13 protein-coding genes are annotated in these 13,996 nt (G+C 60.1%); 6 read left to right on the top strand and 7 right to left on the bottom strand.

Annotation, left to right across the window (positions count from 1 at the left end; translation table 11 throughout):
- Positions 1-294 (bottom strand): twin-arginine translocation signal domain-containing protein (locus AC6FTP_RS21790; RefSeq protein WP_497209021.1); only part of this gene is annotated, 294 nt, incomplete at its 3' end.
- 140 nt (positions 295-434) lie between these two features.
- Positions 435-1,400: a rhomboid family intramembrane serine protease gene (locus AC6FTP_RS21785; protein ID WP_497209020.1), complete on the bottom strand. Its 966-nt coding sequence runs from the start codon at positions 1,398-1,400 to the stop codon at positions 435-437.
- A gap of 121 nt (positions 1,401-1,521) precedes the next feature.
- Here AC6FTP_RS21785 and AC6FTP_RS21780 point away from each other — a divergent pair, with 121 nt between their 5' ends.
- Entirely contained in the window at positions 1,522-3,222 is a 1,701-nt protein-coding gene (locus tag AC6FTP_RS21780) for a glutamine--tRNA ligase/YqeY domain fusion protein (protein ID WP_497209019.1), read from the top strand.
- Positions 3,223-3,335: 113 nt separating this feature from the next.
- Here AC6FTP_RS21780 and AC6FTP_RS21775 read toward each other — a convergent pair whose 3' ends face one another.
- Entirely contained in the window at positions 3,336-4,625 is a 1,290-nt protein-coding gene (locus AC6FTP_RS21775) for a glycosyltransferase family 4 protein (RefSeq protein WP_497209018.1), read from the bottom strand.
- Positions 4,626-4,785: 160 nt separating this feature from the next.
- Here AC6FTP_RS21775 and purH point away from each other — a divergent pair, with 160 nt between their 5' ends.
- The 3 genes from purH to AC6FTP_RS21760 are packed head-to-tail and all read left to right on the top strand — an operon-like array spanning position 4,786 to position 8,399.
- Complete coding sequence (gene purH / locus AC6FTP_RS21770) at positions 4,786-6,324, top strand: bifunctional phosphoribosylaminoimidazolecarboxamide formyltransferase/IMP cyclohydrolase (protein WP_497209017.1); 1,539 nt, start codon at positions 4,786-4,788, stop codon at positions 6,322-6,324.
- A gap of 30 nt (positions 6,325-6,354) precedes the next feature.
- Positions 6,355-7,380 carry a phosphate acyltransferase PlsX gene (gene plsX, locus AC6FTP_RS21765; RefSeq protein ID WP_497209016.1) on the top strand — a complete coding sequence of 342 codons (1,026 nt, stop codon included), beginning with the start codon at positions 6,355-6,357 and terminating at the stop codon, positions 7,378-7,380.
- 23 nt (positions 7,381-7,403) lie between these two features.
- Positions 7,404-8,399 carry a beta-ketoacyl-ACP synthase III gene (locus AC6FTP_RS21760; protein ID WP_497209015.1) on the top strand — a complete coding sequence of 332 codons (996 nt, stop codon included), beginning with the start codon at positions 7,404-7,406 and terminating at the stop codon, positions 8,397-8,399.
- An 84-nt stretch (positions 8,400-8,483) separates the two neighbouring features.
- Here the strand turns inward: AC6FTP_RS21760 and ilvC are convergent, their stop codons facing one another.
- From ilvC to pyrR, 4 genes are read right to left on the bottom strand one after another with little or no spacing between them, the layout of a single operon-like run.
- Positions 8,484-9,512: a ketol-acid reductoisomerase gene (gene ilvC, locus AC6FTP_RS21755; RefSeq protein WP_497209014.1), complete on the bottom strand. Its 1,029-nt coding sequence runs from the start codon at positions 9,510-9,512 to the stop codon at positions 8,484-8,486.
- A 60-nt stretch (positions 9,513-9,572) separates the two neighbouring features.
- Complete coding sequence (locus AC6FTP_RS21750) at positions 9,573-10,520, bottom strand: lysylphosphatidylglycerol synthase transmembrane domain-containing protein (RefSeq protein WP_497209013.1); 948 nt, start codon at positions 10,518-10,520, stop codon at positions 9,573-9,575.
- A 19-nt stretch (positions 10,521-10,539) separates the two neighbouring features.
- Positions 10,540-11,469 carry an aspartate carbamoyltransferase catalytic subunit gene (locus AC6FTP_RS21745; protein WP_497209012.1) on the bottom strand — a complete coding sequence of 310 codons (930 nt, stop codon included), beginning with the start codon at positions 11,467-11,469 and terminating at the stop codon, positions 10,540-10,542.
- A 19-nt stretch (positions 11,470-11,488) separates the two neighbouring features.
- Entirely contained in the window at positions 11,489-12,046 is a 558-nt protein-coding gene (pyrR, locus tag AC6FTP_RS21740) for a bifunctional pyr operon transcriptional regulator/uracil phosphoribosyltransferase PyrR (protein ID WP_497209011.1), read from the bottom strand.
- A 165-nt stretch (positions 12,047-12,211) separates the two neighbouring features.
- Here pyrR and AC6FTP_RS21735 point away from each other — a divergent pair, with 165 nt between their 5' ends.
- Both AC6FTP_RS21735 and AC6FTP_RS21730 read left to right on the top strand, forming a co-directional pair.
- Positions 12,212-13,201, top strand: coding sequence for a Gfo/Idh/MocA family protein (locus AC6FTP_RS21735; RefSeq protein ID WP_497209010.1), 990 nt, complete (start codon positions 12,212-12,214; stop codon positions 13,199-13,201).
- The coding region (locus AC6FTP_RS21730) for a Gfo/Idh/MocA family protein (RefSeq protein ID WP_497209009.1) at positions 13,198-13,996 on the top strand (799 nt) is incomplete at its 3' end. The genes AC6FTP_RS21735 and AC6FTP_RS21730, both read left to right, overlap by 4 nt.

The following is a 13,996-nucleotide window of genomic DNA, read 5'->3' as shown; positions in this document are numbered from 1 at the left end:
CTTCGGTGCGTTTGGGGCTTCCTTGCCGGAGTCGAGGTGATGCTTCTCGCGCTTCTTGGCGGCTTCTTCGAGGCGCTTGTTATCCACGTCCACGAGGGCCACGATGGTGTGGTCGAGGGTCACACCCTGGGTGTCGGACTGGCCTTTGCCATTGGCTCCGATGACAGCAATGCGCAGCTTCTTGCCAGCAGCATTCTGACCTTTGAGGAGGAGATTCGGACCGACGAAGGTTCCGGCGGCGAGGCCTGCCGTGCGGCCCAGGAAATGACGGCGAGAGATGATGTTAAGACCCATGGGGTGTTTGTTCTTTGGTTGTGGTTTTTGGGGGACGAGTCAAACGCAGAGCCCGACTCGAAATTACGCTCAGATGCTAGGTGGCCTGCATTTCTGTGGCAAGGATGCTTTGCAGCGAATCTCGCGGCCTTTTCATGCACTCAGACTTTGCCGTTCTTGGTGATCTGCCGACTGGCCCGTTCCAGAGTCCGCCGTTCTTCGTCGGTCAGGCTGTTGAAGCCGAAGTCATTGATCTTATCCAAGATAGGGTCCACCTCGTGGCGCATCAGGTCCACCACCGGGTCTTTGCGTGGATTGTCACGGCGGATCGCCTCCTCATCGAGTTCCACCACTGGCACTCGGCGACGTGTGCTGGTCATCGCAGGATGGCGGGCAGGTTTGAAGGTGGTGCCTGGGAGCTCGAAGTTTGCCGACAGGCCTCCATAGCCGAGCATCCGGGCGTAATACCAGCCCGCAATGGCTCCGCCAAAATGCGCGAGATAGGCCACCGGAGCCCCACCGCCTGAAAGCCAGCCTGGCAGCGCGTGTACGAGTCCGAGACAGCCGAGGGCGAGGTTCGAGATCAGCATGAATTTCGCCAGCCCCCAGAGCCGGAAACGCACCGGGATGACGAACATCAGCATCAGGTAGATTTCTTCCTCCGGCATTGCCACCGCGTAGGCGAGCAGCAGGCCGAGGATGGAGGCAGACGCTCCCAGCAGATACGCATCAGGCTGGCGGGCGATGTAAGTGCTCAGCACGATCTGCAAAGCTGCACCGATGAGGCCCGACAGGATGTAAATAATCGCAAAGTGTCGCGAGCCATACAAGTCCTGCACCCGCTTCCCGGCGAACCAGAGCATCATCATGTTCAGCAGGATGTGCCCCACGCTGCCATGCACAAACATGTAGGTGAAAGGCGTCCAGACTTCGCCACGAGACAGGCTTTCGATGCTGACACCTCCTGCCGGAGTGAAACGCCCCTGCACATCCATCGCAGATCCCCATTGCACGACGAAGACCACGATGTTCGTCCAAAAGAACCAGTGAAATGCGGAGATGCTACGCAGCCTCTCACCGAACGTGGGAGGCTCGTCTCGCATGTAATCGCGGTCATATAGGGCCATGGCGCGCAGAGTCTAAAGCCACACGGAAGCCACGCGAGGCTTTTTTGCCCTCATCTCCAGCATTCCCCAAACCCTCACCGCGCCTTGACGTGGCGTGCCTCCGCAGCAACCCTCCGCCCCCATGTCCGAAGCCGCTCCTGCCACGCCCGCCTCCCTTGATTTCATCCGCGAAATGATCGCTGCCGATGTTTCGGCAGGCCGCAATGGCGGGCAGGTCATCACCCGTTTCCCCCCGGAGCCCAATGGCTACCTCCACATCGGTCACGCGAAGAGCATCTGCCTGAACTTCGGCCTCAGCCAGGAATACGCCCCGAACTCCCGCTGCCACCTCCGCTTTGACGACACGAACCCCACTAAGGAAGAGGTCGAGTATGTCGATAGCATCATGGAAGACGTGCGGTGGCTCGGCTTCGACTGGGGCACGCACCTCTTTTATGCCAGCGACTACTTTGAAAAGCTCTACGGGTTCGCCGTGCAGCTCATCGAGAAAGGTCTCGCCTATGTCGATGACCAGACGCCGGAGCAGATCCGCCAGACTCGCGGCACACTCACCTCACCGGGCGAGCACAGCCCGTTTCGTGATCGCAGCGTGGAGGAAAACAAAGAGCTCTTTGCCCGCATGAGGGCAGGGGACTTCAAGGAAGGTGAGCGCGTCCTGCGTGCGAAGATCGACATGGCATCGCCGAACATGAACCTGCGCGATCCCATCATCTACCGCATCCTCCACGCGCATCATCACCGCACGGGAGATGCGTGGTGCATCTACCCGATGTATGACTACGCGCATCCGCTGAGCGATGCCATCGAGGGCATCACGCACAGTCTTTGCACGCTGGAGTTCGAGCACCACCGCCCGCTCTACGAATGGCTCATCAACAGCGTCGATGGCCTCCCCGGCGCGCCGTATCAGCGCGAGTTCGCCCGCCTGAACCTCACCTACACCGTGATGAGCAAGCGCAAGCTCCTCCGCCTTGTCAAAGACGGCCTCGTCCATGGCTGGGACGATCCGCGCATGCCCACGATCAGCGGCATTCGTCGCCGTGGCTACACGCCTGCGGCCATTCGTGCTTTCTGTAAAGGTGTCGGCCTGACCAAATATCCGTCTTTGACGGAGCTGAACTTCCTGGAGCACTACGTCCGCGAAGATCTGAACAAGATCGCCCTCCGCGTCTATGCCGTGCTGAAGCCCATCAAGGTCGTGCTCACGAACTACCCCGAAGGCCAGAGCGAGACCCTCGAAGTCCCGAACAACCCCGAGAACGAAGCCGACGGCAAACGCCAGGTCCCTCTCAGTCGTGAGATCTTCATCGACGCCGAAGACTTCATGGAGACACCCGTGCAAGGATTCCATCGCCTCGTCCCTGGGGGTGAAGTCCGCCTCAAATACGCCTTCTGCATCATCTGCCAAGAAGTGATCAAAGACACCGCCGGGAACATTACCGAACTCCACTGCACCTACGATGACGCCACCCGCCACGGTGCCAAGCCCGTCGGTCGCCCGAAGGTCAAAGGCACCATCCACTGGGTCAGCGCCGAGCACGCCGTCGATGTCGAACTGCGCCTCTACGACAAGCTCTTCACTGTCGAACAGCCCGACGAGCAGGCCGGAGAGGATGGCGACTTCGCCCAGTTCCTCAATCCCGCCTCTTTCGAGACCGTCACTGCCAAGATCGAGCCTTCCATCCTGGAAGCCCAGCCCGGCAGTCATTATCAGTTCGAGCGCGTTGCCTACTTCTTTGCCGACCCCAAAGACAGCCAGTCCGGCAAACCCGTCTTCAATCGCACCGTGCAGCTCAAAGACGGCTTCGTGGTGAAAAAGTGACATGCACGGCCCCGGCCATCTCCTCGCGCGACTCATCACGTTTCACTGGCATGTCTTTGACTTAGCATAAGGGAGCCTTCATCTGCACCGAAGTAGGCTCCTAGGCCATGTCTTCAGCCCTGTTTGGCGGCGATGAGCACAGCTTCGAATGCCTCGGCCATTTTGCTGGCGCCGAACTCGCTGCGGACTCGGGCCATGCCCTGGTTGATGAGCTTTTCACGGAACTGGCTGTCCTGGAGGGTCGATTCGAGGGCATCGGCCAGGGATTTGACATCATCCGGCTCACAAAGCACGCCGCCCTGGGTGATCTCGATCAATTCGGGGAAGGCAGCATGACGTGGCTGCACGACGGGTACACCGCTGGCAATGGACTCAAGGATGTAGAGCCCGAAGGCTTCGCCGTACGTCGCAGGCACGGAGAAGACGGTGAGATCGCGGAAGAATTTGACCTTATCCGTGAAGTTGATGTTCGGGTGCCATTCGACGCGGCCTTCGCAGCCGGCGGCTTTGAGCTTGGCGCGCAGCCCGGCGAGGTATTTCTCGTCTCCCGCCGTCTTGGAGCCGCCGATTTTGAGCTTCAAGCGGGGCACACTGCCGCGCTGATGCAGGAGGATGTAGGCATCGACGAGCGTGGTCAGGCCTTTGCCATGAATCATGCGGGCAAAGTAACCGATGGTGGGCCAGTTTTGATCCGGCTTGGCGGCGGCGAAGGCGGTAAGTTCGAGCCCGTTGTAGACGACGGTCATTTTGCCTGCTGGTAGGCCGAGACGCTCGCGCATGTTGTCAGCATAATAGCGGCTGGCGGCGACGAAGTGGGTGACGTGCTGGGCGTTCTGGCGCATGGCTTCCCAGCATTGCTCGCGATACGGTTCGACGAGGGTGTCGAGGAAGGAGTCTTCCCCCTGCAAGGAAGCGACGACGGGGATGCCGAGATCACGCTCGATGACCGGGCAGAGGCCGAGCAGGAGGCCGTTGGAGAGGGAGATGACGTCGGGCTTCACCTCGTTCTTGATCCAATCGAGAGCGCGCCGCCATTCGGGCCACTGATTTCCCTCCTCACCTGCCAGGGCACCGAGAGTCATGCGCCCGAGATCACGGGGGCTCGTCATGCTGATGAAGCCACCGGCGTAGCGGAGGAGAGCGGGGCGATTTAGCCAACTGAGCAGGAAGTGCGGGACATAGCGCAGCCAGGGCATCTTTTCCTGGAGGTAAAGCGAGACGCCACCCACCTGCACGGGAATCTCAGGATTGCTCACCTCACGGTCGGTCACCAAGGGAAGGTAAAGGGGGGCCATGATGGCATCGTGACCGCGGGAGCGCAGGGCACGGATCAGGGCATGGTCCCGGAGACAACTGCCGCAGTGAAAACTGCCGGTTCCGGGAGTGAGATGGAGAATTCGCATGAGGGGGGAGGCGATGCTTAACGCACCCGTTACGCCGGGGCAAGTGATGTGGAGGCTTTCAAGGTCAGGAGGCACGGATTGTCTGCGCTGCAAAAGCGCCCCTTGCCTCGCCCCGATTCCACTCCTTTACTCCGCCCCTCCCGAATCCCTCATTTCCCACATGCCCATCGCCCGCGCCCTCCTTTCCGTCTCCGATAAATCAGGCCTGCTCGACTTCGCCAAAGGCCTCGCCGAACTCGGCGTCGAGCTGCTCTCCACCGGCGGTACGGCCAAGCATCTGAAGGACGCCGGGCTCGCCGTGATTGATGTCTCCGAATACACCGGCTTCCCGGAAATGTTCGACGGGCGAGTGAAAACACTGCACCCGAAAGTCCACGGCGGCCTGCTCCAGCGCCGGGACAATGACGAAGACAAGCGCAACGCCACGAAGCACAGCATCCCCACGATCGACCTCGTCATCGTGAACCTGTATCCCTTTGAGCAGACCGTGGCGAAGAAGGACGTCACTCTGGAGGAAGCCATCGAAAACATCGACATCGGCGGCCCGTCCATGCTCCGCAGTGCGTCGAAAAACCACCGCTGGGTCACCGTGATCTGTGATCCTGCCGACTACACCAGCGTCCTGGCCGAGATGAAGGAAAACGCTGGCGATACCACACTCGCCACCCGCGAACGCCTTGCCTGCAAGGTCTTCCAGCGCACCTCCAGCTACGATGCCGCCATCGCCAGCTTCCTCAATAAGGAGCAAGTCACGCAAAAGACCTTCTCCATCAGCCTGCCGCTCCACAGCGAACTCCGCTATGGCGACAATCCTCACCAGAAGACCGCCCTTTATGGCAACTTCAGCGACTACTTCACCCAGCTCCACGGCAAGGATCTGAGCTACACGAACGTGCTCGACATCCAGGCCGCCGCCGGACTCATCCAGGAATTCCGCCGCCCCTGCGTCTCCATCCTGAAGCACACGAACCCCTGCGGCGTTGGCTGTGCCGATGAAGATCTGCGCGAAGCCTGGACAAAGGCTTTCGAGACCGACAAACAAGCTCCCTTTGGCGGCGTGATCGTGATCAATCGCAGCATGACCCTCGGCCTCGCCAAGATCATCTCCGAGATCTTCACTGATGTCATCATTGCCCCTGACTACGATGCTGATGCGCGTGCGCTTTTGCAGAAGAAGAAGAACCTCCGCCTCATCCAGATGCTTCCCAGTGTGGCCGAGGCTCTGCGCCAACCGATCATCCGCAGCGCCCCTGGCGGCCTGATGGTCATGGACAGTGATCCCCGTGCTCTCGGTCTTGAAGACCTCGAAAGCAAAGTAAAGACCAAGCGCCCGCCAACCCGCGACGAGATCGAGGCCATGCGCTTCGCCTGGCGCGTGGTGAAGCATGTGAAATCGAACGCCATCGTCTTTGCCACTCACGACCGCACCCTCGGCATCGGTGCCGGACAGATGAGCCGCGTCGATAGCTGCCGCATTGCTATTTGGAAGGCCAAAGAAGCCGGACTCTCCCTCAGCGGCAGCGTCGTCGCCTCCGATGCCATGTTTCCCTTCGCCGATGGCCTCATCGCCTGCTCCGAAGCTGGTGCCACCGCAGCCATCCAGCCCGGCGGTTCCGTGCGTGATGAGGAGGTCATCGCCGCTGCCGACGAACGCAAGATGGCCATGATCTTCACCGGTCACCGCCACTTCCTGCATTGATCCTTTTTTGAATCTGCTCCCTACCGAGTCATGAAAATCGCGTTGGATGTGATGGGCGGCGACTTCGCCCCGCAAAACCCCATGGGCGGCGTGAAGCTGGCCCTCGAAAGCCTGCCGATCGACAAGATCTATCTCGTCGGTCAGCCGGAGGCTATCGAGCGCGAAATGAAGGCTCAGGGCATCCCTGCGAGCGACAAACTGGAGATCGTTTCCGCCATGCAGATCGTCGATATGCATGACAGCGGTCTCGATGCCGTGCGGAAGAAAAAGGACAGCTCCATCACACGCGCCGTCGATCTCGTGAAGGAAGGCAAAGCCGATGCTGTCGTCAGCGCCGGACACACCGGGGCCGCCGTCACCGCCAGCCTCATCAAACTGCGCACACTCCCGCACATTGAGCGCCCCGCCATCGCCGCCATCATGCCGAGCACCAGCCAGCATTGGGTGCTCATCGACGCCGGCGCGAATCCCGATAGCCTGCCCGAGCATCTCGTGCAAAACGCCATCATGGGCAGCGCTTATGCAAAGCACGTCCTGGGACGCAGTAATCCACGCGTTGGCCTCATGTCCAACGGCACCGAGGAAGAGAAAGGCAACGCCCTCTGCAAAGAGACCGGCAAGCTTTTGAAGAAGACCCCCGGCATCAATTTCATCGGCAACGTCGAAGGTCACGACCTCTGGGAAAACCCGCCCGATGTCGTCGTCTGCGACGGCTTCACCGGAAACATCATCCTCAAGACCTCCGAGGCCCTCGCCCACGCTATGTTCTCCATGATCAAAGGCGAGATCATGTCCACCATGCGAACTAAAATTGGCGGCATGTTGGCAAAGCCCGCCTTCAAAAACGTCCACAAGCGCACCAGTGCGGATGAATACGGCGGCATGCCTCTGCTTGGCTTGAATGGCATCACCATCATCTCCCACGGCAGCGCTAGCCCCTACGCCATGAAAAACGCCCTCCGCATGGCCTGCGAATCCATTTCCCACGGCATCAATCCTCACATCATCGAGGCCATCACCACGCATCTCGATACCCACGCCCAGGACGCTGAGTAACTCCGTCATTTTTTCATCTTACTATGTCTCCCTGTATTTCCTCCATCATCGGCACCGGCAGCTACATGCCGGAAAAAGTGCTGACGAACGATGACCTCTCGAAGATCGTCGAAACCTCTGACGAATGGATCACCTCCCGCACCGGCATCCGCGAGCGCCGCATCGCCGCTGATGATCAGGCCACCAGCGATCTCGCCAGCGAGGCCTGCCGCCGCGCCATGGAGAACGCTGGAGTGAAGCCCGAGGAGATCGACCTTATCGTCTGCGCCACCGTCACGCCTGACATGTTTTTCCCCAGCACCGCCTGCATCATTCAAAGGAAGATCGGTGCGGGCAACGCAGTGTGCTTTGACATCAGCGCCGCCTGCTCCGGCTTCGTGTATGCGCTGCAAATCGCCCGCCATTTCCTCAATGCCGGCACACGCCAGACTGCGCTGGTCATTGGTGCGGAAAAGCTCAGCAGCCTCGTCAACTGGAAGGACCGGAACACCTGCGTGCTCTTCGGAGATGGTGCCGGAGCCGTGGTCATCCGCGCCACCGATGCCGAAGATGCTCCCGGCCGCGTTCTTAGCACCGTCATGGGCAGCGATGGCAATCTCGTCGATCTTCTGAAAGTCCCCGGCGGCGGCAGCGCCTGCCCGACCACGCCGGAAAACGTCGATCAACGGCTCAACACCGTTCACATGGAAGGGCGGGAAACCTTCAAGCACGCTGTTACTCGCATGAGCGCAGCGGCTGAAGAAGCACTCAAGATGGCTGGCTTGACCAAGGAAGACATCACCCTTGTCATCCCGCATCAGGCGAATGCGCGCATCATCACCGCCATCGCCGATCGTCTCGGTTTGCCCGAGGAGAAGACCTTCATCAACGTGGACAAATACGGCAACACCAGCGCTGCGACGATCCCTGTAGCACTCGATGAAGCCAACCGTCAGGGCCGGATGAAGCGCGGGGATATCATCCTTCTCGTTGCCTTCGGTGGCGGATTCACCTGGGCGGCCTCCGTGTTGCGCTGGTAAGTGTGCCCAGCCGGGCGCACCAACGAAAAAGCGCGGGTCTTTCGACCCGCGCTCAGATTGGGAGGCTTTACGCCGACAGACTGATCAAGCGTAGCTGGCCTGCTGGCCCTTGATGTCGCGCTTCTTGATCCATGGCATCAGACTGCGGAGCTTGGCACCGGTCTTCTCGATCGGGTGTTTCTCGCCGTCTTTGAGCAGTTTGTTGAAGTTCTTGTAACCGGTCTCGGTTTCCTTGATCCATTCCTTGGCGAATTTGCCGTTCTGGATCTCCTTGAGAGCCTGCTTCATGCGCTTCTTGACGCCCGCGTCGATGATCTTCGGACCCACCTTCACGTCGCCCCACTTGGCGGTTTCGGAGATGGAGAAACGCATGCCAGCGATGCCGGACTCGTTCATGAGATCGACGATGAGCTTCAGCTCATGCAAGCACTCGAAGTAGGCCATCTCAGGAGCGTAGCCAGCTTCGGTGAGGACTTCAAAACCAGCCTGCACGAGGGCGCTGGTGCCGCCGCAAAGAACGGTCTGCTCACCGAAGAGATCGGTCTCAGTTTCTTCCTTGAAGGTGGTTTCGAGGACGCCACCGCGGGTGCCGCCGATGCCGTGGGCCCAGGCGAGGGCGATCTTCTTGGCCTGCTTGTCAGCATTCTGATAGATGGCGATAAGGGATGGCACGCCTTTGCCTTCCGTGTATTGACGGCGGACGATGTGGCCAGGGCCTTTTGGGGCCACCATGATCACGTTCACGTTCGCTGGAGGCACCACGGTCTTGTAGTGAATGGCGAAGCCGTGGGAGAAGAGCAGAGTTTTGCCCTTGGTCAGGTTCGGGGCGATGTCAGCTTTGTACACGCCACCGATCTTGGTGTCCGGCACGGCGACGAAGATGACGTCGGCAAGTTTCACGGCTTCAGCGGTGTCATAGACCTTGAGGCCTTTTTCTTCAGCGACAGCGCGGCTCTTCGAGCCTGCATACAGACCGATGATGACGTTCACACCGCTTTCCTTGAGGTTCAGAGCGTGGGCATGGCCCTGTGAGCCGAAGCCGATGACGGCGCAGGTTTTGCCTTTCAGCGGCGCCAGGCTGGCGTCCTTTTCAGTGTAGATTTTTGCGGGCATGTTTGAGTTAGTTAGGGTCTGGTTTGGGGGCGCGGAGATTGGTTCATGCCCTCGGACTGGTCAAGGGGGAGTTACCACCGCTTCGTGTCTCTTTGAAAACAGCAGCCAGAGCCCCCCGATGAGTCCCCACAGGCCAATGGCGGCAAAACCCAGCAGCGAGGCGCTCAGGGCACGCACCGGGCCGCAGCCCGTTTGGTTGCCGAGCCACTCGACCAGCAGTCCCTCCCTCACTCCGAGGCCGCTGACGCTGATGGGCATAGACGCCACGAGGTCCACCGCCGGCATGAGGCCAAGCATCTGGGGCAGCCCCAGGTCCGCTCCCACCGCCCGCGCGGCTGCCCAATAAGCTGCGAAGGCACTGGCCGTGCTCAGGGTGGACACCGCGAAGCCGCTAAACAGCCAGGGATGCCGAAACGTGCCCGCAAAGAGGGGAGACATTCGCGCAGCGATCCTTCGCAGTCCTGGAATCTTCCCAAACAACCGCTGCACCGGCGGCTCCATGATCACCCCGAGTCCGAGAAAGGTGACGAGCGCCACCCACGGCAACACCTCGTCTGCAACTGAAGTGATCGCCACCGGCAGGACACTGCCGCCTGCAAAGCAGGCATACAGCACGAAGCCGCCGAAGAGCCCGCCCACATGATCAAGCACCAGCGAGCCAACGATGGCTCCTCGCTGGCCAGGATAGTTGCGTGTGAGATGCAGCAGGCGCACACCATCAGCTCCGAGCGGACCGAGGAAGTAAAGATTGAAGAAATCGGCGAACATCGTCAGCCGCAGCAGCTCTCTGAAAGGCACGTGCAGCCCATAAACCCTCACGAACCGCCACCAGCGCCCCGCCCAGCCGAGCAATGACAACCCGCCGAAAAGAAAGGCGATGCCCAGCCAGCCAAACGAGATGGCTGCCCAGTCAAAGCGGGCAATCTCCTCCCATTGCAGCCGCCGCAGCACCCACGCGAGCAGCCCGAGGGCAAGGGCGATTCTGAACAGTCGAAAGAAAAGGCGCACACTGTTCAATGCTCTTCGTTCACAACTCCGCATTCCCCGGCTTCAGCCAGTAGAGCACGCTCATACGCACAGCGATGCCGTTTTCGACCTGCTGATTGATCAGGCTTTTCTCATAGTTCATGCCGCGATCTGTGATCTCGACACCGCGATTCACCGGTCCGGGATGCATGAGCCAGAGGCCGCGCTCGCGTAGGATGTCCACACGGGCATCGGTGAGGCCGTAGTTCTTGTGATATTCAGCGGCACTGGGAAAAAAGGGCTCGTCCATGCGCTCACTCTGCACGCGCAGGAGGTAGATGACGTCGGGGCGGAAATCGAGCGCTTCAGCCCAGTTGCCGAACTGTGGGATCTCGGCGGGCACCTCGCGCGGCATCATGGAGCCGGGGGCCAGGTAGGCCACGTTCATGCCGAGACGGCGGAAGATCAGACTCGTGCTGCGGGCGACTCGCGAGTGCTGGATGTCACCCACGATCAACGCCCGTGCCCCGCGCAGATCTTTGAGCTTTTCCCGCAAAGTGAAGGCATCCAGCAAAGCCTGCGTGGGGTGCGCGTGCCAGCCGTCTCCGGCATTGATGACGCTGGCGCGAGTGTTTTGCGCGATCAGGTTCGGCGTGCCCGACTGCTTATGGCGCACGACGATGTAATCGACCTTCATCGACTCCAGCGTCTCCACCGTATCGAGCACGGACTCGCCTTTGACGACACTGGAGGACTCGATGTCAAAGCGGATGACATCTGCTGAGAGACGACTGGCAGCGACCTCAAAGGAGGACCGGGTGCGGGTGCTCGGCTCATAGAAAAGAGTGAGCACCGACTGGCCCTTGAGCGTCGGCACCTTTTTCACCGTGCGTTTGAATAGATCTTTAAAGGGGCCCGCATTCGCCAGCACGAACTCGATCTCTTCGTCGGTGAGCGAGGCGATATCGAGGAGGTCTTTGCGAGGCGTCATGGTGTGTTTGTTCAAAAGGTCAGGCGGTCTTGTTTTCCCAGGTGGTCACGAACACTTCGTCGCGGCCATCCATCTCGGTGAAGCGGACATTTACACGCTCGTGCGCTGGCAGATCGATCCGAATCCCGGCATACTCGGCGGTGAATGGCAGCTCGCGGCCATCACGATCCACGAGTGCGGCGATCTGCACACAGCGCGGACGGCCAAAGCCCAGAAGCTCCTCCAGCGCAGCGCGGGAAGTGCGTCCGGTATGCATGACTTCATCACAAAGGATCACCACCATGTCATCCAGGTCGAAGTCAATTTCCGAACCCACCAGCTTCGGCAGCACGGTGAAGGATTTCAGGTCATCCCGATACTGGGTGATGTCGATCCGGCCCAGTTCCACCTCGTGATCCTTGGTGATGAGCCGCGCCGCCAGTGCCTCCGCAAACGGCACTCCCCGGCGATGCACACCGACGAGAGCGAGACACTCCCCAGGCCAGGCTTTCGAGATCGACTCCGCGATTTCATCCAAGCAACGATCCACCCCGGCAGAGTCGAGGAGCTGGCGTTTGGGCAGGGAAGAGTCAGGCACGGTCTGGAGATGAACGCGGCCCGCAGAGGCGTCAACGCGAAAGTCAGTGGCACGGGGCCGAGATCAGCGCTGCCTCAAAGTTCATAGCGCCTCTGGTCCCGGACAGAAACCACACGAATCGTGTCGTAGCATTCACAGGTTCTGCGTTTGAATGCCACCCCACACATGCACTCCATCTTGATCATCGGCTGCGGCAGTATCGGCGAGCGACATCTGCGCTGCTTCATGCAAACAGGCCGCTGCACCGTCACCGCCTGCGACACGAATCCCGCTCTGCTCTCTGCGATGCACGAGCGCTACGATGCGCCTGGCTTTGCCACGCTGGATGAGGCCCTCGCCGCAGGCCAATACGATGCCGCCGTGATCTGCACGCCCGCTCATCTGCACCTGCCCATCGCGATCAAGCTTCTCAATCTCGGACTGCATGTGTTCATCGAAAAGCCGCTCGCGATCGACACAGCGCTCGTGCCGCAGGTTCGCGAGGCCATTGCGCAAACCCAGCGCTTCGTTGCTGTGGCCTATGTCTATCATCTCATGCCGTGGATCGCGGATGCACGTGAGTTTGTAAAGAGTGGCGCTCTTGGGAAAGCGCTGCACGTCAGCAGCATCTCAGGCCAGCATTTCCCAACCTTCCGGCCGGCGTATCGTGACATCTACTATGCGCGCCATGATCTCGGTGGTGGTGCCATTCAGGACGCGCTCACTCACCTCGTGAATACCGTGGAATGGTTCATCGGTCCCTGCACGCGAGTCTTCTGCGATGCAGCGCATCAGGCGCTGGAAGGCGTCACCGTGGAGGATACCGTCAATGTCACTGCGCGGCATGGGCATGTGCTGGTGAGCTTTGCGATGACCCAATTTCAGGCTTCCAATGAGAACACACTGCTCATTCATTGCGAACAAGGCAGTGTGAAGATTGAGACCAATCATCAACGATGGGGCTCACTGCGGTATGGAGACAAGGACTGGTCATGGAAACAGACACCGCCACAAGAGCGTGATGACATGTTCATCGCCCAGGCGAATGCTTTTCTCGATGGCATCGAAGGCAAGAACACACCGCTGTGTACTTTTGAAGAAGCCGTGCAGACACTGAAGTTCAATCAGGCAGCGCTACGCTCAGCCGACACCCAACTCCCAGTCATCATCGAATGAGTGCTGAACTACGACTCGCCATGCTCGGCATGATCGAAGGAAACGGACATCCGTATTCCTGGAGCGGGATCATCAATGGCTACAACCCAGCCGAGATGGCGAACTGTCCTTACGCGGGCATCCCCGTTTACATGGGCAAGCAACCGCTTGAGTCCGTACGCATCCCCGGTGCCCGCGTGACACATATCTGGTGCGATGATCCTGCCGATGCGCCCAAAGTGGCCGCCGCGAGTTTGATCGAGAACGTGGTCGATAAACCAGAGGACGTGATCGGTCATGTCGATGCCGCAGTGATCGCCACGGACGACGGCACCGACCATGTGCGCCGTGCGCGGCCTTTCATCGAAGCCGGGCTGCCTGTTTTCATCGACAAGCCGATGGCAACGACACTCCCGGAACTGCGCCAGTTCGTCGAATGGCATCGCGCAGGGAAGATCATCCTTTCCACCAGCGGCATGAGGTATGCGCCGGAGATGCGCGCAGACTTCTCGCACCTCGGAGACCTGCGCTGGATCACCAGCTTCACCTGCAAGACCTGGGAGCGCTACGGCATCCATGCGCTCGAAGCTGTGGAGCCACTGCTCGGCCCCGGTTTCCTGACCGTGCAAGCACACAGCGATGCCGGAGGCGATGTCATGCACCTCACACATCGCAGTGGCGTGAAAGTCACCATCGGCGCGCTGCACGATGCGTATGGCAGCTTCGGGGCCGTGCATCTCTACGGCACGAAAGGCGATCTGCCGCTGAAGCTCACCGACACCTACCACGCCTTCCGCGGCCAGCTCGTCGCCTTCA

It is taken from the genome of Prosthecobacter sp., from assembly GCF_044378005.1.
In the GTDB taxonomy this organism is placed as follows: domain Bacteria; phylum Verrucomicrobiota; class Verrucomicrobiia; order Verrucomicrobiales; family Verrucomicrobiaceae; genus Prosthecobacter.
The sequence above is the reverse complement of the archived record's forward strand: the minus strand, read 5'-3'. Positions and strand labels throughout refer to the sequence as shown.